A 17,777-nucleotide genomic window follows, 5' to 3' on the forward strand; every position below is an offset into this window, starting at 1 on the left:
CGGGCAGGCCTGCCGAGCCCGGATACGCCGCCACAGCGCCTTGTCCCGGTCGTCGCTCGACCACGACAGGAACTCGCTATGACGGATGCCGTACAGCTCGCAGACCTCCAGCTCCAGCTCTAGCTGAGGATCGACGTCCAGTCTTTTGGGAGCCCGGCGTCCGGCACCCTCAGATTCGCCTGCAACGCCATGTTCAGCGCCTCGGTCTTCTCCCCCTGCGAGAGCTGGGAGTCGAGCACGACCGCCCACTCATCCCGGGTCAGCTCCGAGCGCACGCAGGCGAGGAAGAGAGCCCTCGGGAACGACTCCGCCCACGCTTCATCGTCCTTCGTGGGTGGGTGCTCCTTCGCGAGGGCCTCGAACTCCGGCGGCGCGAGCGCGACCAGCTCGATCGGCTCGTAGCAGGCCGCGAGCGCGGCCCGAGCCGCCGCCACCCGAGCCTCCGCTTCGGCGATCTCCGGCGCGCGCTCGGTATGAGCGATGACCGCGACCCGCAGCTCGTGCTCCGCCCGCTCCAGCGCCTCACGCGCCTCGGTCGGGTCGTCGATGCGCAGCGGCCAGACCGCGGAGGGTCTGGCCCGCTGCTGCAGCCTCTCGCGCAGGCTCATGCCGGGATCGTCACATCCTCGGCAGGCTGCGAGGTGACCGCGAACTGGACCGTGATGCGGGCCGGCTCGTCGCCCACCGAACGCGCCTTGCCGACCGACGAGACACGGACCGGGTAGACATCCATCTTCCGGTTGGCAATGTCACCCCCGTCCATCCAGATGACGAACCCGGCGGTGTCCCGCGGCAGCAGAGACCGCACATCGATGCTGTCCTGACTCGCATAGAAGGTCAGCGAGGAGTCGTCCGCCGAGATACGCCCGGGGATCTTGCCCGTGAAACGGGTCGCCATGTCGGGCGTATCCACCTGGTTCGAGGTCGTCTGCCAGCCGGAGACGTCGGCGATCTCCCGCGACAGGTCGGTGCCGGCATTCAGCTCCGCCCTGGTCGGGGAGTTCTTGTTCGCGACGCTCGGGCACCAGTAGACGACCGTCACGCCAGGGTTGATGTACCTGGTCGATGCGGTGATCGGCGTAGCGGCCATCAGTCACCATCCTTCTCGGTTCCGCGCCGACCCTTCGGCGTCGTGTCCTTCGTGGGCTTGCCCTCGGCGCCCGGGTCTCCGGCGTCCCCCTGGCCCCCCTTCAGCACAGCGGCGACGGCTTCGGGGGCGTATCCGGCGTCCACCAGATGGCGAATCGCCGCCTCTTGTGTGAGTTCCGTGTCAGGGTTAGCCAGCACCCAGCCGGCGGCGTGGTGGAACGGAACACTGGACTCCGGCACGTCGATCTCGGCGCCCTCGATCTCCGGGTGCGTCATCTTGATCTCAGCCATCACGCCACCTGCGTCCGCACGACGGCCACCGTTACCGAGGCCGCCGCCGAGTAGCTGATCGACGCACGGCCGGTCGCCGGGTTGCGGTAGACATCCCGCACCGGGATGACGAACTCGCCGCTGGTGGCCGGGACCGTGAACGTCCGGCCGCTCACGGGCTGATCACCGTCGTACGGCTGCGGATAGGCCAGCGTGACCGTGACAGACGTACCAGCGCCGTTCTTCACGATCAGGTTCACGCCCGGCCCAGCGACACAGTCGTCGCCGCCTGCCGATGCGTTGACGAACAGGTTGTCGATCCGTAGGCCCGTGTTCGGGACCACGTTCGTGGGCAGTGCTGCCACGTCTCCTCCTCATCTCCATCCGGTACGGAGCAGCGACTGCTCCACCGCGTGGTCAATCTCCTCGGCGACCCGGTCGCGGTTCGCCCGAGCGGCTGGAAACAGGAACGGCCTCGCCTGCTGAGACACCCATCGGTCCCGGTGGCCGAACACCGGATGCCGGAACGACCCGGGGTCGCCAAGGTGCTCGTACGGCCGGCCGTGCGGCGCCTTGGCGGCCGATACGACAACCGAGGCGCCCGCCATCCGCCCCGAGAACCTCACCGAGATCCGCATCGCCCCCGGGATCCGGGACGACCACGACGCCCGGTCCTTCGCGTCGTCCAGGACCCGCTGAGCGGCCGCCCGTACGGCGGGGCGTAGTTCACGCCGGAGTTCGATCGGAACGCGCTTGAGGTCGGCGACGAGCTTCTGAATCTCACCGGGCACCGGTCACCTCGCGAAGGCATCGATGCGGATCTCGAACTGTGCAGTCGCGACCGGGCCGGCGGTGGTCTGCTCCTGCGCGAACGCGACCACCGCCATGCGGGCGGACAGCACCAGCCCGCCCAGGGTCGGATCCCGTTGCAGCTCGCCACGGAGCGCGGCCAGCAGCTCGAAGACGCGATCCCGGACAGCCCTGGCGTCGGTGTCGCCGCGCCAGGACGACGCGAGACAGGTGATGCCGTAGCGCTCCCTGTCGGGCGATGTGGTGAGCTGCGCGCGGTCCTCTGTCGCGTCCACGGCCGCCTCGCCCGGTGAGCCGGTGAAGCCGATCGCCACAACGTCGGGCTCTGTGTCCGTGACGGGCTGCCCGTCGAGCACCTGCACGCCCGGGAGAGCCAGCCGTGTCCGCTGCAGTAGGTCGTCCAGGACGTTCGGGATCGTGCTCACGTCAGCCCACCAACGGTTGGTCGCGGATCATCACACCAGCGGGTTTCAGACCGAGCAGCTCGATCACTCGGTACGGCAGCGCGTATGGCCGCACCGAGGCTGACAGCGCGTCACTGTCGCCGAGCGCCGGGCGGCCGCCCGCCTGGTTGAGCTGGGACCCGCGCCACAGGTGCGCAGCCAGCTCCAACGCCGCCATGGTGATGCGCCCGGGGATCGGGTCCCGGCCTGCCATGTAGGACACCCGCAGGCGTCCCGACATCCCGGCCACGGACAGCACGCCCTCGGGAGAGGTCAGCGACCAGCCGTTCGTCCCGGCCAGCTCGTCGGCGGCCGGGACCGCCTCACCGCCCGGGAGCTTCACCACCGACGTGATGGAGACGACCGGCCGATGCTCCAGCACGAGCTGGTCATGGCGGACGCTCCGGTCGGTGACCGCCGCGACCGGCGACACATGGCCGACGCGGTCCACCACAATCCGGCACGCCGCAGACACGAACCGGGCCAGCTCGACATCGTCCACGGTGACCGAACTCGACTTGTTCAGGTGCATCTTGAGCTCGGCGACCGTGATGAAGTCCGCGGGCTGGTCGAGGATCACTTGTCCTCCGTGGCCTTCCGCGCCTTGTTCGTCGGCCGGCCCGCCTTCTTCTCCTCCACCAGCCGTTCCTGGTCCGCCTCGGAGATCTCGTCCCCCTCGGCGTACGCCAGGCTCTCGGCGTCCGGGTGTCCGTCCGCGACCAGGCCGCCATCCACCGTGCGCCACAGCCGCGTCTCCGCTCGCGTCACGTCTGCGCTCCGACGACCGTCCACACCGTGGCGGCGAGCGTCCCGGTGTTGATGTACAGCACGCCGTTCGTGGTGTCGGCGCACTGGTCGCCCTTCGCGGCCTGCCCGTTGAAGTCGCCGTTTACCGGCGCGCCGGCCTTGGTGAACGGGCGCTTGCGCGCCCCCTCGATGATCGGCATCTCACCCTCCTTCGAGATGACCGGAGGGGCAGCCAGCCCGGCCGCCCCTCCGAAGCCCTTACAGGCCGGTGACCGTGATGAACGCGGCCGGCCGGTAGATGACGAGCGCGACCCGCATGTCGGCGCGGATCGCCTGCTTGCCCTCGATGAAGAACGTTCCGTGGCTGTTGGTCACCTGGACGTCGACGCCGCGGCGAGTGGTGAGCTCGGAGAAGTTCCCGAAGTCGCCGACCAGCGCGGTGCCCAGGGTGATGGCGTCGGACTCGGCGACGGGAAGTCCCCAGATGCGCGCCGGGCCGGCCTCCGAGGGCGAGCCCCAGATGTAGATGCCGTCCGCGGTGCGCAGGAGCCGCACGTCCTGCCAGTTCGTCGGGTGGAACACGACCGCGTCCGGCATCGCGCGGCCGACCACACGGCCCTTCACCATGGCCTTGTAGACCGCGTCCGGCGTCGGGTCGGTGCCCTTGGCCTGCGTCTGGATGCCGACCGTGTTGAGGATGCCGCGCAGGTTCGGCGCGGTGCCGTTGCCGGTCAGGATCTGGCCGTCCAGCCTCTGCCGGAGCATGAAGGGCAAGCGGTTGTTGATGTAGCCGCGGGCCTGCGGCTCGTCCTCCAGCTGCTCGTCCGTCACCGGCAGCCACACGGCGATCTTCCGGACCGGGCTGGTCTGCTCGGTCAGCGCAAGCGCGGCTTCCTGGTAGGTGCCGCCCTCCGCCGTCTCCGCCGCGGCGTTGGTGAACGTGGTCTCCTCCATGTAGACCACGGCCGCCTGCCCAGTGGTGTTGCCCGGGATCAGGTCGATGACCTGGATCGGGCGGGTCGCGAACGGCACCACACGGCCGGTCCGGGTCGTCTCCGGCAGCCATCCCGCGGTGGTCTGGAAGAGCGTCTTCACCTCAACGTCGAGATGCGCCTCCGGCCCGCTGGACCCCTGGCGCCCCTTGTACGCCTGCGAGGCGGTGAACAGCTCGCCGATCGACTTCGTCCCGGCGTCGCGCTGGCCGCGCTCGTCGCCGGGCTCCGCCGGCCGGTCGCCCTTCTCGCCCTCGCGCGCCTTCTGCGCGGCCTTGCCGACCTCGCGCAGGCCCTCCACCTTCACGGCGAGCTCGTCGATCTCGGCGTTCTTCGCACGGATCCACTCGACCTTGGCCGCGCTGTCGCCCTCGATGGACTTCACCTTGTCCATGTCCAGGGTCTCGCCGGCCTCGGCGAATACGTCGGCCAGGCTCTTGCGGACGTGGTTCAGCTTGCCCTCGGCCTCGTCCAGGGCCGGGAACGTGATCGTCATTACTGCCTCTCCTTGGCGATGTTGCGGGCGACCATGCGCAGGAACTCCCGCTCCAGGTCGGCCCTGTCGACTTCCGACTCGGGGATGAGCAGCTCGCCGAGACGCTTCATCTCGGCCTGCACCTGCTCCAGCAGTCCGGCGCTCTCGGCGCCGAGCCCCTTGCCCTTCTCCAGCCGCTTCGCCAAGACGTCCGCGGCTCGGTCACCGAGGCCAGTCACGGCGGCCAGGACCTGCCGTGCCTCCTCGGCGAAGCTCATGGGCGCGTTCTTCGCGCCGATAGTGCGGGTCCCCACACCGGCCCCGAGGAGGACCGGGGAGACCTCGTGGACCTTCAGACCTTCCAGGAAGCGGACGCGGGCGCCCTTGTGCTCCCCGTAGCTGTACTTGATCGCGTCGTAGCCGTACGACCACTGGCCCAGCGCCCCCAGGCGCTGCACGGTCTTGAAGGTGTCGGCCCCGTGGGTGGTGTCCAGGAAGAACTGGCCTTCCAAGATTGCCTCGGTCTTCGTGGTCCGGATTCGGCCCTTGCCCGGGGGCAGCGCACCGGCCCACGAGGTGTGGCCGTAGGCGCTGATCGGCATCTCCGCGCCATCCTCGAACGCGCCTGGCAGGGTCACGTCCCCATCGGAGTCCTTGACGCCCAGCGTCGAGAAGATCGCGGTGATCTCCCCGCGGTCGGCGTCCTTGATCTCGACCCGCAAGCCCTTGGTGTCCATCACTGCCCTCCTGCCGGGTCGGTGCTCGGCGTGATCTGCCCGCTGCCGGGCGGCTGGAGCTGCACGGAGTACAGCCCGGAGTGCTCCAGGAGCGTCATGTCCTCGGCTTCTACGGCCGCCACGACGGTTTCCGGCTTGTAGCCGGCGTCCACGAGCTGGCGGATCGTGTTGGCCTTCACCTGCTGGATGTCGGCCGCGTCTTTCGCGTCCTCCCGCAGGAACGCGATGTCGCGGGCGTCGTACCAGAGCTCGGCGTCGGCCGGGACGTCGATCAGATTTGCCAGGGACCCGGCGGCGTTGCGCCACAGCGGCCGAATCGTGCCATCAACGAACCTGCGCTTCGCGGACCCGTAGTTCCCGGCGTTCAGGCTCGATCCCTGCATGCCTTCCGAGAAGCCGACGATGCTCGCCGGGACGCCGGCCGCCGCGGCGAGGCGCGTCTCACCGGCTCCCTGGACGGCCTTGAAATCGAGTTGCCGTAGGTCCATGGTCAGCGGGGTCACATCCGCGCCGCCGCCCAGGTAGAGCGTCTTGAACGCGTTCTCAGCGCCCTTGTGCTCGGCGTCCATCACCGCTTTGAAGCGGGCAAGCAGCTCCGGCGTCACGGACGGATCGAGCCGTACCGCGATCGCGGGACTCGCCGCATTCTCGAAGAACGCGCCCTTGTGCTTCGTGGCCGCCGAATCTGAGCTGATCTCCCGCAGGACCGGCGTCAGCCAGCTCATGCCGCGGAAAGCCGCGTCCGGGTCAGGGATCGGCGCGAAGTGCGCGACCTGACTCGGCAACAGCACCACATCGTCGTCGCTGCCGAGCGCCCGCGGACTGTAGAGGTAGGCAACGACCTCCAAGTCCAGCGGCAGCACCCCGGCGGAGAGCTCGGGCTCGGACTTCGACCCGAGAACGATGCTGACCCGGTCCGGCCGCATCCGCCTGACCCGGCCCGCGTACCAGGCATAGAACGCGTTGCCCGCCAAGTCAGCGTCCTGGATCATCCGGCTGAGCAGGTCGCCGGTCGTCCCGCCTGGCCACGGGCTCTCCAGCCGCGCCAGGGCGTCCGTGCCGAACAGGTCACCGGGCCGGCCACCGCGGCGGCGCCGGAACTGGAACGTGGCCTCGGAAAAGACGTGCTGGCGGACCGCCATCAGCGCGAACGCCGGGCCGGACCGCTTGTAGATCCCCTCGACGTAGCCCTGAAAGTCGTTCTCGATCTGCTCCCGGTCGGGGGTCAGCGAGGAGGAGCCGAGCAGCGGGTACCGCAGCCGCTCGGCATCCCAGAACGGCGACTCCGACCACGCCTTACGGCGCCGCCTCACGCGCTGCAGGAGGTTCACTGACCGCTCTCCCGCTCGTCCACAGGAATGAGCAGAAGCGAGGCCCCGGCCAGGGCTGTCCCGCCCACGATGAGCGCCCACGCGATCCCAGCGAGCAGGGCGACCCCGACGACGGCCAGGAGGCAGCCGACCGCGAACCCCGCGCCCGTGAGCCAGAGCGGCGGCACGGTCATGCGTACATCACCCACGGCGCCACGCTGTCCTTCCATACGTCGTCCTCCACCGCCTTGCCCCGAGCGTGGTAGGCGAGGATCGCGGCCACGAACGCGTCGATCCACACGCCGTGACGCTTCTTCACCACCCGCAGGTAGAACTCCGGTAGCCCGCCGTCCTCACGGGGCGGCTTCCGCTTGCCCTTCGCCAGCGCCGCGTTTCCCGCATGCCGCGTCAGCAGCTCGTCCCCGTCGTGAGTGAGTTCGCCGGCCTTGTACGCCGTCAGGAACCGCTCGATCGCCCGGTCCATCCGGGCCTCCACGTTCGTGGGGAACTCCACGACCTTGTCTGGCCAGGCCGCCGACCATGTGTCGATGTAGTCCTGCCACCGGTACGGGTCGGCGTACAGGTAGCCGACCTTGTAGGCGGCGAACGCGTCCCGCACGGCTTGGTCCACCTCAATCCGCGGGACCGTCCACTCCTTGGCGTCCTTGGGGCACTCCCAGGTGCGCAGGTGGAAGATCCGGCCGTCCTCCCGGCAGGCCACGAGCGATGTGGCGTCCCGATTGCGGGAGCCGTCGAACCCGAGCGCCACCTTCGCCCCGGGAGCCAGGACCTCGCCGGGCCGGGCGAGCGCCGCCCACCGGATCCCGTCCACCGCGTCGGAAGCGCCGCCGGTCGTCTCGTTCAGGAAGTAGCGACGGGCCTCGTTCTCCCCGGTGGACTCGTCCCGGATGTCGGCCAGGATCCGGCCCTCACGTACCCAGCCGCCGCGGGAGCGGATCGAGTCGCCGTAGACGTACCGGATCTCCTCCAGCACCGCGGCGTCGTCTTCCAGGTCCACCCGGGCGCGGGGCGGCCGGTAGTCGATCAGCACGCCGGGTGCCTTCGCGGCGTTGGTGCGCTGGGCGACGGATTGCTCGGTGGGATCCCACGCGTTGGTGATCTCGATCCACCGGCCGCCCATGCCGGCGATGTTGCGCTTCATGTTCTTGGCCAGGAGCACGCCGCCGTTGGACTCCACCATGAGGTGGCTCTCGGTGAACGTGGCCTCCGTGAGCCGGGCACCGAGGCGGGCCCGGCCCGAGGACGTCGCGGGCTCGATCCAGCCGATGCCGGGAAGCTTGATCCGGGTCTCACCGATATCCAGGCCCGGGGAATCGGCCAGCGGGCCGTCCCTCAGCATCGTCACGATGGGCGCGAACGTGTTCGCCGTCTGGTCCTCGCTGGTGGCAACGCACTGCACCCATGGCGAGGGGTGCGGCCGGGCCACCGGCTCGCCGCGGGCATCCCAGCCGGCGAACTGGTCCTCCCCCAGCGCGTGCGCGCAAATCAGGGCCGCCGCGAACGGGTCCTTCCCCCACTTCTGCGGGCGCACGAGCTGCGCGCCGTAGTAGACAAACGCCTCGCTGCCCATGTCGGCCGTCGCGTCCGGCCGGAGCCGGTACAGCCGGAGCAGGAAGTGCCACATCTCGTCAGTGAGCAGGTATGGCTGGCCCATCCGGTCGCCGTCCGGGACGATCAGGTTCCCCTCGATCCAGTCCCCGATGTGGTAGCCCAAGGTCGGGAACTCGCCCTTGACCTCCGGCCCACGCCACGGCATCGGCTACTCCGGGTCCACCGCGCGCAGCCGCCGGCCCTCCGAGGCCGCGGGGCGCAGCTCATGGACCTCGGCGTCCTGGTCGTCCTCGATCTGCCAACGCAGCCGGAGCAGCGCCATCGGGTTCAGCCCGAGACGGTCCTCCATCTGGCGCACCTCGGCGGCGATCCGGGAATCCCCAGCCTCGGCCGCCAGGAGGTACCGCACGTAGCGGGCCACCGTCCGCGTCCACTCCAGCCGCTCCCACGCCGCCGCCTGCGGGGTCCGCCACAGCTCCGCCCACACCTCCAGTTCTCGCCGGGCGCGGACCGCGCTCTTCGCCTTCGGCAGCGGCCACGGTGGGGTCTCCCCCTGACGGCCGCCGGCCGGGAGCCTCAGCGTCGCGGGCTGCGCGTTGCGGCGCCTGCGGTTCGGGTTCGGAGGCGGACCCATACCGGCCATAAGTGATCACCTCCCGAAAGTGCAGGTCTGGGGCCTGGCCCGTTCAGCCAGAGTCGTACGGACAAAAAGACAGGTGGGCGCGGGTCAGGAGACTCGATGATCTTGACGCCGTGGGGGTCCCCCCCTCACCTCGTCTGACCTGCACCTTTGCTGCTGTTACAGCTGCGGTGCTCGGGCTGCAGGTTGTCGATCGTGCTCTGACCACCGTGGACGCGGGCGACGACGTGACCGGCGGTCAATGGGTCATCGCTGGTCGGTGGAAGTCCACAGATCATGCAGATGTCTGCGTGGGCGAGCACCTGGGCTGCTGCCTGCTGGTGCTGCCAGCCGAGACCACGCTCGGTGGTGGTGCCTCGGGCCTGCTCCCGTAGGGCTGCGCACCGTGGGCAGCGCGTCCCGGAGCCGATCAGCGTTGTGCAGTCGAGGCATTCGCGACGTGCCATTGTGTGGGCTCCAGGTGTCCCATGCCAGATGCGCGGCGGGAAGGGATGAGCCGGGGAAATAGCAAAGGCCCGCTCGGTGGCGGGCCCATTACTCTCAGCTGATCACAGCATGGCGTTCGCGCAGGTCACTGTCAAGCCTGGTCCAGCGCAGCTGACAGGCGGTCACGGAGTTGCCGAGCCGTCTCGGGAGACAGCAGCGCGCACACGTCTGGGCAGCCTCCCCAGAGCGCCAGACGGATGTGGTCGTGCGCGTTGGTAGTGGCCACGTCGATCTCAATGTTGGCCTCACCTTCAGCGCGGTAGTTCGCCGCCTCGCTGTGACCGTCGAGGGCAAGGATGTCGCGGCCGGGCACGCTGGACCAGATGCTCATGACGAGATCCTTTCGTGCAGGAGGTCGAGGACGTCACCGATGCGGTACAGCGGCCGACCCAGCCCGTCCGCTCCTCGGCTGACGATCCGCCCTCGGTGTGCGTAACCCCGAATCGTGCTCGGGGTGAGCCCGGGGTGCCAGCCCTGTACGGCGCGGGCTATCTCGGTGGCGGTGCCGAGGTGATCGGCGGCCTGCTCCATCAGCCACGCCTCACGGGCCGCTGCGTCGTGGATCGCTGCGCATGTACGGCAGTGGACGGTTCGGGCACCGTGGCGGGCGTACAGGTCCGCCTGGCAGCCTTCTACGCCGCACGGTCCGGCATACCAGACGCCGGGCGGCCGGTCGATGGCGCGCCGGGCCTGCCGTACGGCGGCACGGATCTCGTCCACCGCTTCGTCTGCGGAGGCTCTGCCGAGGAGCTGAGCGTGGTGACGCATCAGCCAGACGGCCATGGCGGGCAGCGTGTCGGCGGGGATGCGCCCGAGGGACAGATAGACGCAGGAGCGGTGCCCGCAGCTCGTCCGGCAGATGGGGCCGCGGTAGGGCTGGACGCTGTCGGTCAGGACTCGAGTCCAGCCGGTGAGAGTGGAGCGAAGGACCTGTTCGGCTTCGCGGGCTCGCTCGTCCCAAGGGGTGCTGGTCTCCGCTGTACGGCCGCCGGCACCGTCTCCCATGTGGGTCTGGCGGGTGAGGGCGAGTTCAAGGTGCCGGTCGAGGCTGGGCACGTCGGAGAGGTCGCGCAGAACTCCGGCTGTGCAGGATCGGCAGACCCGCAGGTGTCCGGGCATCGGGTGGCTGCACCCCGGAACGGGGCAGATCAGTTTCATTGTTCCCCCTGATTCAGAACTGCGGGTTGTCGGGAATGAGCTGGCCGATTGGAATGACGAGTTCCATTGCTGGTTTTCGTGGTGGCGGGAAATGCAGCCCGGGTGGGCATCGGTGGTCGGCGACGACCTGCCATTTCCGGGTGGCTTGGATTCGCCAGGCGTGCCGGTGGATGAGGTAGGGCCGTCGTGGGAGTCCGATGGGCTGGAAGTCGTAGGTCATGCGGCCTTCGACGAGGGCGACGAGTTCGGCGACCTGGTCGAGGGGGGTGACGTCGGCGCGGGCAAGGAGCCCCTCGGACCAGCCGGTGAGGGTGGGCTGTCCGCAGCGGTGGCAGGCGATCAGGTCGGCGGGCGTGGAGATGAAGTGCTCGACCATGATCAGATCCACCTGCTGTGACGAATGACAGATGTGACACGTGCTCCCGCTTGACGCCGTTCACGCGTGCGCGTACACGCGCGCGTACATACGCGTGTGAAGGCGCGAACCGGAGAGAATCCGTCATCTGTCATCGGATCACGGTTCGCACGGCCGTTTGTGCAGGTCATGAGCACTTTGGAGGCGATGACACATCTGTCATCGCAGACCGTGGGCGAGGTGGCCACGGTTGGGGAGGATGCCGGGGTCACCATGCAGGGTCTCCGATCTTGCTGTTGTCGGCCTCGGCGTCCGATGACGGATCCGCGAGGAGGGCGATGCCGGTGTAGGACCGGGCGGCGGCGGTGCGGTCCTGCCCGACGCTGTATTTGCGGGCGAGCTCCTGGGTGAGCTTCTTCGCGGAGACGGGGGTCTCGCCCTCAGCGATGCACCAGCGCTCGTACGCGTCGCGGAGCTTGGTCGTCCTGGTCTGGACGTGGTCCGGGGTCAGGGGCGCGAGATGGCAGCACTCTTCGACGAAGCGGCTGACGGTGTCCTGGTCGGCGGCGTATTCGGCGGTGGCGGCCTTGACGCGATCGGGCTCGGCGAGACCTCCGGCGGCGTACTCGGCGGCGCCTGCGACGATCCAGGCGAGCAGGGCGGGCCCGTGCTCGCGGGCGAGGATTCCTTGCAGGTCGTCGACCATCTTGTCTTCGGGGACCTCGTGCTCGAACGGGATCAGGCGGAGGCGTCGCCAGAACGCCCGTCCGCCCGCGCGCACGGCGGGGCGGTGGTTGCCCATGAGCCACAGTTTGTGTGTCGCTGTGAATGTGAAATGGTCCTGGCGCATGAACCGGGCGGTCAGGGAATCGCCGCCGGTCAATTGCTTTACTTTCACCTCGTCAAATCTGTCGTCGTCTCCGACTTCGGAGCAGATGACCATTCTCACGCCTGCCAGACGGGCGATTTCTGTTTCGTGTTGTGGGTGGGATTTGGTCATCAGGAATCCGCTCGGCGCGGTGGTCGCATAGTCACCGAGGACGGCCGTCAACGCTTCCAGGAATACGCCTTTGCCGTTTCCGCCGGAGCCGACGCAGAACGGCAGGATGTGGCGGGTGACGCTGCCCGTGGCGGAGTATCCGACGAGCCTGCGCAGGTAGCCGATGAGCTCCTCGTCGGCGCCGAAGGTGTCGTTGAGGAATTGCCACCAGAGGGTTGCGTCGGCGGCCTGGTCGGGCGCGCAGCTGGTGATGCGGGTGTGGAGGCGGGCGGCGTCGGACGGCTGCAGCTGGCCCGTGGTCAAGTCGACGATCCCGGCCGGGGTGTTGAGTTCCCATGGGTGGGCGTCGAGGTCGTCGAACGCGACGACGGTGCGCGTATCCGTTGAGGCTTGGGTGAGCATGGCGCCGACGCCGAGGGCGGACAGGGCGCGTTTCTTGTGGTTGATGGCGGCCTTGTCGCCCTCGGGCAGCGCGCGGGCGACGCGCTTGGCGTACTCGCGGACGATGCCGCCGGAGACGGGTTGCCACTCCCAGTGGGTGCCGTCCCATCCGAGCCAGCGTCCGCGGTCGGGGCAGAAGCGGATGACGTCTCCGAAGCGGTCGATCAGGTCGAGAGCGAGGCCGTCGTCGGAGTGGGCGTACGTCCGCTCTTCCACGACGGTGAGGCGGGGCTGGAGCTGGTGGACGGTGGCGAGGTTGCCGTCTACGACGGGGGCCGGCGGCTCTGGCGCTGCTGGGGCTGGGCGGGTGGGTTCGGGGCGGCGGCCGTACCCGGCGGCGGCGAGCGCTTTGGCTGCCGCGCTGAGCGCGTCGGGGCTGGTGCTGCCCTGGGTGAGCAGCGTGTACGCCCCGAACTTGTCATACGGGCGCTCGGTCTCGAATTCGGTTGAGGTGGTGAACACGAAGAGGTTGTCGGCGCCGCCGCGGCCGGTGGTCGCGCTGGTGCCGCTGGTCTTGCCGGGGCGGCACCAGTGGACTTCGCCGTCGCTGCGGGCCCATACCTTGGTCCAGCCGCGCGGGATGAGGATCTCGTCCCAGGTGGCGCGCTCGTTGTAGTCGTCGCCGGGGCTGATGCCGCCGTCCTCGTGGCCGGTGGCGGGCTGGGTGAACAGCGCCGAGCTGGCGGGCGCGGCCGGAGCCGGGGTGGGGAGCGGCATGGCGTCGAACGCGCTCGCGAGGTGGTGGAGGGCGTCACGCTCGGCCTCGGTGAGGGTGGCGATGGTGGCGGGACCGCCGGCGGCGAGCGCCCAGGGCTTCCCGCTGGGGTGGGTGGAGCCGGCTGAGGGGGCGAGGACGACCCATCCGCCTTCACCGCGGGTCTCGGCGAGGACTTCGATGGTGGGGCGGCCGGTGTCCGGGTCGGGTGGGCCGGGGCGGCGGGCGAGCTTCGTGTTGCCGGCCACGGGGCCCTGGACGCGGTAGAGGAAGTGGAGGCCGCCGGACGGGGTGATCTCCATGTAGCCGTGGGAGACGCGGCGAATCAGGTCGCCGAGGCCGGCCGCGTCGGCGAGCTCGGTCATCTGGGCGAGAATGCCTTCGGCTACGGCACGGCCTTCGAGTTCGAGCATCTCCAGGCCGCCGGAGACGGCTCCGGTGACGACGCCGAGGCCCTGGTGCTTGCCCTGGGCGAACCAGGTGTCGAGCTGCGCGGGGCCGGGCCGGGCGTGCTGCCATTCCTTCCACGGGACGGCGGGCCGCTTCGTCCCGTCCGGTGCAGCCGGGAGGACGCAGAGTCCGGCGTCATGGAGGTCATGGGCCGCCTGGAGGATGGCGTTCTCGGTCAAGGCTTTTCCCCGCTTCGTCTGTTTTGGTGCTGGGAATGGGGCGGGCGGGTCAGGACCCGCCTCCTGACCCGCCCGCGGTGTGGTGCCGCCTCGGTCAGGCGGCGGGGGGCGCGGGTGGCATGCTCATGCCGAGCTGGGCGAGCGCGGCGGCGGTCTCTGGGGTGACCTGCTGGCCGTTGGGCAGGGTGATCACTCCGGCCGCCGGGGCGGCGAGGGTCGGGGCCGCAGCCGGAGCAGGCGCGGCGGGCGTCTGCGGGAGCGGCGCGGGAGCGGGAGCCGCCGGGGCGGTCTGCGGGACGGGTGCCTGCTGGAACGACGGGGCGGTCTGGAACGGGTTGCCGCCGACGCTCTGCAGGTAGGTGGTGGCATACGCGGCGTCCTGCTCGCTGTAGGGCTGCAGGATGTACGGCGCGGACTGGCCCGCCTTGGCGGTGCCCTGTCCGAGGCGGGCGAGGACGGGTTCCTTGCCGATGCTGCCGCGCAGAGAGCCGATGAGGGCCTTCTGGAACAGGAGGACCTGCGGCTCGGCGCGGGGCCCGCTGGGGTCGGTGAGGACGACCAGGTCGACGGCGATGGCGTCGGAGTTGCCGAAGGTGGTGACGATGTTCTCGCGGATCTCGCGGACGTAGAAGAGGATGAGGTGGCCGACGTGGTCGGCGGCCTTCCAGTCGGATCCGGCGGAGGGCTGGGAGAAGCCGAAGGACATGGGGTTTCCCTTTCTTGATCTACTGGTTGGCTCCCGGGCAGCCCCGGGAGAGGTCGGTGGACTTGGGCAGGTGCCAGGGGCAGTACGTGCAGTACGCCTCGGTGGCGGGGAACTGGGCCCACATGGCGGGGTTGGCCTCGGGGTCCAGACCCTTGATGGCCTCGATGACGTTGTCCCGGCGTTGCAGGGCGGCTTGGGCGATGAGCGGTTGGAACGGCTCGGTCCACACGTAGATGCCGTCCAGACGCCCCGCGCGAGGTAGGAAGACGATCGCGACGTGCTCGATGTCCTCGCCCTCGTTGGCGTAGCCGAGGCCGTAGGTGTGGGCCTGGGTCTGGTAGCCGAGGCCCGGGTGCTGCTTCTTGCGGTACTCGGTCATGGCGGTGGAGCCGGGGACCTTCCAGTCGATGACGCACCGCAAGTACCGGTCGAGCAGGTCGGAGGAGCCGGACAGCTTGGCGTCCGCGCTGACGCGGCGTTCGAGGACGTAGCGGGGGCGGCCATCCGGCAGGGTGTAGTTCGCCTGGCCGAACGTGTGCTCCAGCCAGGCGTGGACGGCCGTGCCGACGATGGACGCCCACGGGTCGGTGTCGCTGTTGGGCTTCGGGTCCCAGTCGAGGAGCTTGTAGGCCAGGCGGCGGACGCACGGGGTGCCGATCTCGCTGGGGCCGATGGCGGTCTGACGAGATCGGGGGGCGTTAGCGCTGGTGTGCTTGATGACGCCGGTGACGTGCGCGGCGATGTCGGCGGCGAGACCCGTGAGCGCCGGGGACGCCCATCCGGCGGTCGGCTGGCTAAAGGCCGTCGTCACTTCCACTCCCCCAAGAGGTTGAAGGGGCGGCCCGGCTTCTTGGCCTTGTAGTACTCGGCGTAGATGCCGGGGTGGTCGGCCTTGAGGGCCTTGCCGTCGAGCTGGCCACCAGGCTTGGACCACTTCCAGGTGATGGCCGGGCGGTCGCCCAGCGTGGCCTCTTCGGCATCGCCGAGCATGGCCTTCAGCTGCTCCTCAGCGCGCTCCTTGACGGCCTTCCACGCGGCCTCGTTGGCTTCGGCCTCCTTGTAGGCGGCGAGCCAGTTGGCGGCCTCGGGCGGCAGCTGGACAGACCCGGCCGGGGCGGCCTTGTCCCCGGCGGTGGTCACGGCCGCGGAGTCTGGGGCCATGGGCGTGCTTGCGTTCGGCTCCGACGTCGGGCTGTGGATATCTCGCTCGTCTGTGGATATCGGGAGGGTTTCCTGCGGCCAGGTGTCTCGGCCGGTGCCCCACAACGCGGTGCGGTCCAGGGCGTCCTGGGCGCGGGTGACGGCGACGTAGGCGAGCATCGCTTCCGCCCGACGCAGCTCGCCCGTCTCCGCGTCGTGCATCTCGGGGAAGTCGTCGGCCAGGCGGACCGTGGGCCACTCGCGGCCCTTGGCCTTGTGCGCCGTGGAGATGACGACGTCGGCCACGAGCTCGCTCGAGAGTTGGTCGACGGTGGTGATGATGGCGTCGGGCCCGTGGGAGTCGATCAGCTTGACAAGGACCTTCAGGTCGGTGCCGCCGGAATCGTTCTCCGCATAGTCCTGGACCTCGGTCCACGTCTTGAAGGCCATCAGCTCCGGGTGGCTCGTGCCTTTCCCTGCTCGCAGGTCGCGGGCGGCCTCGGCGAGCGCCCGTATCTCGACGCCGTCGCCCACCATCGCGGCCGAGCGGCCAGCGCGCAGGGCGTGCATGGCCTGGGCGATGGCGCCCGCGTTGGTGCGGCAGAGGATGGCGCGGGCGGCCGGGAGGCGGGTGATCTTGGAGTCGAGGTGCGGGTTGCCGGCGAGGCGGAGCGGCGCGTCCAGGAGGTCGAGCCACACGTTGGCTTCGTCGGCGATCTGCTGGCCGAACCGCCACGACTGGGTGAGCGCCAGGCGCTCTCCGTCGAAGCTGCTCATGGCGTCGATGGCGCCGCGCCAGCCGTAGATGGCCTGGGAGCGGTCGCCGACCAGGATCCGCTGGGCGTGCTGTTGCCGCTCGACGACGTCGGCGATGACGGGGTTGGCGTCCTGGGCCTCGTCCAGCATGAGCAGCTCGTAGGAGAGCACGGGGCGGGTGAGGGCCCAGATCTTCAGGTAGTGGTCGTGGGTGAAGCGGAGTCGGCCGCCGGGGTTGGTGATGTCCGTCCAGGCGCGGGCGGCGAGCGGGGTGATGGCGGCGCGCAGCGCCATGCGGTTGCTGGCGTCGTCGAGGCCGGGCACGGCGGGCACGTGCTCAGGCCCGACCTGGACGTCGGCGGAGTGGCAGAACCTGCTCACGGTGTCCATCACCAGATGGGCGACCTTGAAGGAGGTGAGCCCGTGCTTGCCGAGGTCGAGGACGGCGGGGATGCCGAGAATCCTGGCGATCTCACGCGCAGGCAGCCTGGGCCCGTTGAGCCGGTTCTGGTACTGGTGGCCGACCGCGCGGTAGGCGAGAGAGTGGGCGGTCGCGCAGTGGGTCCCGGGCGGGAAGTTGGCGCGGGCGTCCTCGGCGATCGCCTTGTTGTAGGCGAGGTAGAGGCCGCGCTGGCCGGAGGTGGCGGCGACCATCTTCAGGGTGGTGGTCTTGCCGGTTCCGGCTCCGGCCTCGATGACGAGGTCCGTGCCGGTGCGGGCGGCGTCGATGATGGCCTGCTGCTCGCTGGTGGGGGCGCGGTCAAGCGCGGGCGCGACGGCGGCCGTGAAGGGTGCGGGGCCCTCTGGCGCGCCGGGCTGGGTGAACAGGACGGTCACGCGGTCCTCCCGAGTTCGATGAGGGCGGCGCCGTCGTGCAGGCCCTGGGCGTACGCGTTGGCCTCCGCCGTCGTCTGGCCGTACGTGACGGTGCTGGCGCGGGTGCGGAGGACAGCGACGACGTCGCGGCGGGTGGCGGCGTTGATGGCCGGGATGACCTCGTGCAGGGCGTCGGTAAGCCACAGCAGGTCGTCGCCGTCGTAGTCGTCCAAGCTGGTGCGGCCGTCGTTGAAGGCACCCATCAGCGCGAGCAGAAGCAGGTCCGCAGGGACGACCTTCACCGTCTCCTGGTCGTTGACGGCGGCCAGGATCGCGGCGGCGAGACGACGCGCATTGTGGGGGTCGAAGCAGCGGATGTGCTCGCCGTCGCGCTCGTTGTAGAGGGCGACGTGGGGTCCGCCGGCACGGTGTCGGTGCGTGTCGACGATGACGCCGTTGATAGTGGCGGCCAGAGGCATCGGAGCGTTCT

The 17,777-nt window shown here is 69.8% G+C and carries 24 protein-coding genes; all 24 read right to left on the reverse strand.

Going from position 1 to position 17,777, the window contains the following annotated elements; translation table 11 throughout:
* Window positions 1–119: 119 nt before the first annotated feature.
* Window positions 120–608 carry a hypothetical protein gene (locus ACQP1V_RS36240; RefSeq protein ID WP_433415024.1) on the reverse strand — a complete coding sequence of 163 codons (489 nt, stop codon included), beginning with the start codon at window positions 606–608 and terminating at the stop codon, window positions 120–122.
* On the reverse strand, window positions 605–1,042 hold the full coding sequence (locus ACQP1V_RS36245; protein ID WP_433415026.1) for a hypothetical protein: 438 nt from the start codon (window positions 1,040–1,042) through the stop codon (window positions 605–607). The genes ACQP1V_RS36240 and ACQP1V_RS36245 overlap by 4 nt, the downstream gene beginning before the upstream one ends.
* Before the next feature lie 47 nt (window positions 1,043–1,089).
* Window positions 1,090–1,380, reverse strand: a complete 291-nt coding sequence (locus ACQP1V_RS36250) for a hypothetical protein (protein WP_433415028.1) — start codon at window positions 1,378–1,380, stop codon at window positions 1,090–1,092.
* Complete coding sequence (locus ACQP1V_RS36255; RefSeq protein ID WP_433415030.1) at window positions 1,380–1,724, reverse strand: hypothetical protein; 345 nt, start codon at window positions 1,722–1,724, stop codon at window positions 1,380–1,382. Before ACQP1V_RS36255 ends, ACQP1V_RS36250 begins: the two co-directional genes overlap by 1 nt.
* 9 nt (window positions 1,725–1,733) lie before the next feature.
* On the reverse strand, window positions 1,734–2,150 hold the full coding sequence (locus tag ACQP1V_RS36260; RefSeq protein ID WP_433415032.1) for an HK97 gp10 family phage protein: 417 nt from the start codon (window positions 2,148–2,150) through the stop codon (window positions 1,734–1,736).
* 3 nt (window positions 2,151–2,153) lie between these two features.
* Entirely contained in the window at window positions 2,154–2,594 is a 441-nt protein-coding gene (locus ACQP1V_RS36265) for a hypothetical protein (RefSeq protein ID WP_433415034.1), read from the reverse strand.
* A gap of 1 nt (window position 2,595) precedes the next feature.
* Window positions 2,596–3,192 carry a hypothetical protein gene (locus tag ACQP1V_RS36270; RefSeq protein WP_433415036.1) on the reverse strand — a complete coding sequence of 199 codons (597 nt, stop codon included), beginning with the start codon at window positions 3,190–3,192 and terminating at the stop codon, window positions 2,596–2,598.
* Window positions 3,189–3,380: a hypothetical protein gene (locus tag ACQP1V_RS36275; protein WP_433415038.1), complete on the reverse strand. Its 192-nt coding sequence runs from the start codon at window positions 3,378–3,380 to the stop codon at window positions 3,189–3,191. The genes ACQP1V_RS36270 and ACQP1V_RS36275 overlap by 4 nt, the downstream gene beginning before the upstream one ends.
* Entirely contained in the window at window positions 3,377–3,559 is a 183-nt protein-coding gene (locus ACQP1V_RS36280) for a hypothetical protein (protein WP_433415040.1), read from the reverse strand. The genes ACQP1V_RS36275 and ACQP1V_RS36280 overlap by 4 nt, the downstream gene beginning before the upstream one ends.
* Window positions 3,560–3,617: 58 nt before the next feature.
* Window positions 3,618–4,847, reverse strand: coding sequence for a phage major capsid protein (locus ACQP1V_RS36285; RefSeq protein ID WP_433415042.1), 1,230 nt, complete (start codon window positions 4,845–4,847; stop codon window positions 3,618–3,620).
* The gene (locus tag ACQP1V_RS36290) at window positions 4,847–5,563 is read right to left on the reverse strand and encodes an HK97 family phage prohead protease (RefSeq protein WP_433415044.1); all 717 of its coding nucleotides are present in this window, start codon (window positions 5,561–5,563) and stop codon (window positions 4,847–4,849) included. Before ACQP1V_RS36290 ends, ACQP1V_RS36285 begins: the two co-directional genes overlap by 1 nt.
* Window positions 5,563–6,894, reverse strand: a complete 1,332-nt coding sequence (locus ACQP1V_RS36295) for a phage portal protein (RefSeq protein ID WP_433415046.1) — start codon at window positions 6,892–6,894, stop codon at window positions 5,563–5,565. Before ACQP1V_RS36295 ends, ACQP1V_RS36290 begins: the two co-directional genes overlap by 1 nt.
* Window positions 6,891–7,082 (reverse strand): hypothetical protein, encoded by a 192-nt coding sequence (locus tag ACQP1V_RS36300; protein ID WP_433415048.1) that lies wholly within the window; start codon window positions 7,080–7,082, stop codon window positions 6,891–6,893. The genes ACQP1V_RS36295 and ACQP1V_RS36300 overlap by 4 nt, the downstream gene beginning before the upstream one ends.
* Window positions 7,064–8,650: a hypothetical protein gene (locus tag ACQP1V_RS36305; protein WP_433415050.1), complete on the reverse strand. Its 1,587-nt coding sequence runs from the start codon at window positions 8,648–8,650 to the stop codon at window positions 7,064–7,066. The genes ACQP1V_RS36300 and ACQP1V_RS36305 overlap by 19 nt, the downstream gene beginning before the upstream one ends.
* A 3-nt stretch (window positions 8,651–8,653) precedes the next feature.
* Window positions 8,654–9,088: a hypothetical protein gene (locus ACQP1V_RS36310; RefSeq protein ID WP_433415052.1), complete on the reverse strand. Its 435-nt coding sequence runs from the start codon at window positions 9,086–9,088 to the stop codon at window positions 8,654–8,656.
* A gap of 125 nt (window positions 9,089–9,213) precedes the next feature.
* Window positions 9,214–9,531: an HNH endonuclease gene (locus ACQP1V_RS36315; protein WP_433415054.1), complete on the reverse strand. Its 318-nt coding sequence runs from the start codon at window positions 9,529–9,531 to the stop codon at window positions 9,214–9,216.
* 131 nt (window positions 9,532–9,662) lie between these two features.
* The gene (locus ACQP1V_RS36320) at window positions 9,663–9,902 is read right to left on the reverse strand and encodes a hypothetical protein (protein ID WP_433415056.1); all 240 of its coding nucleotides are present in this window, start codon (window positions 9,900–9,902) and stop codon (window positions 9,663–9,665) included.
* Window positions 9,899–10,690: a hypothetical protein gene (locus tag ACQP1V_RS36325; RefSeq protein WP_433415058.1), complete on the reverse strand. Its 792-nt coding sequence runs from the start codon at window positions 10,688–10,690 to the stop codon at window positions 9,899–9,901. Before ACQP1V_RS36325 ends, ACQP1V_RS36320 begins: the two co-directional genes overlap by 4 nt.
* Window positions 10,691–10,742: 52 nt before the next feature.
* Window positions 10,743–11,105 carry a hypothetical protein gene (locus tag ACQP1V_RS36330; protein WP_433415060.1) on the reverse strand — a complete coding sequence of 121 codons (363 nt, stop codon included), beginning with the start codon at window positions 11,103–11,105 and terminating at the stop codon, window positions 10,743–10,745.
* Window positions 11,106–11,352: 247 nt separating this feature from the next.
* Window positions 11,353–13,869 carry a phage/plasmid primase, P4 family gene (locus ACQP1V_RS36335; protein ID WP_433415062.1) on the reverse strand — a complete coding sequence of 839 codons (2,517 nt, stop codon included), beginning with the start codon at window positions 13,867–13,869 and terminating at the stop codon, window positions 11,353–11,355.
* 94 nt (window positions 13,870–13,963) lie between these two features.
* A complete protein-coding gene (locus ACQP1V_RS36340; RefSeq protein ID WP_433415064.1) occupies window positions 13,964–14,575 on the reverse strand; it encodes a hypothetical protein in 612 nt (203 codons plus the stop codon).
* 19 nt (window positions 14,576–14,594) lie between these two features.
* Window positions 14,595–15,386 carry a hypothetical protein gene (locus tag ACQP1V_RS36345; protein WP_433415066.1) on the reverse strand — a complete coding sequence of 264 codons (792 nt, stop codon included), beginning with the start codon at window positions 15,384–15,386 and terminating at the stop codon, window positions 14,595–14,597.
* Window positions 15,383–17,308: a UvrD-helicase domain-containing protein gene (locus ACQP1V_RS36350; protein WP_433415068.1), complete on the reverse strand. Its 1,926-nt coding sequence runs from the start codon at window positions 17,306–17,308 to the stop codon at window positions 15,383–15,385. Before ACQP1V_RS36350 ends, ACQP1V_RS36345 begins: the two co-directional genes overlap by 4 nt.
* A complete protein-coding gene (locus ACQP1V_RS36355) occupies window positions 17,305–17,766 on the reverse strand; it encodes a hypothetical protein (protein ID WP_433415070.1) in 462 nt (153 codons plus the stop codon). The genes ACQP1V_RS36350 and ACQP1V_RS36355 overlap by 4 nt, the downstream gene beginning before the upstream one ends.
* Window positions 17,767–17,777 lie beyond the last annotated feature (11 nt).

Origin of the sequence: Microtetraspora malaysiensis (assembly GCF_050947145.1) — a bacterium.
Lineage (GTDB): Bacteria > Actinomycetota > Actinomycetes > Streptosporangiales > Streptosporangiaceae > Microtetraspora_A > Microtetraspora_A malaysiensis.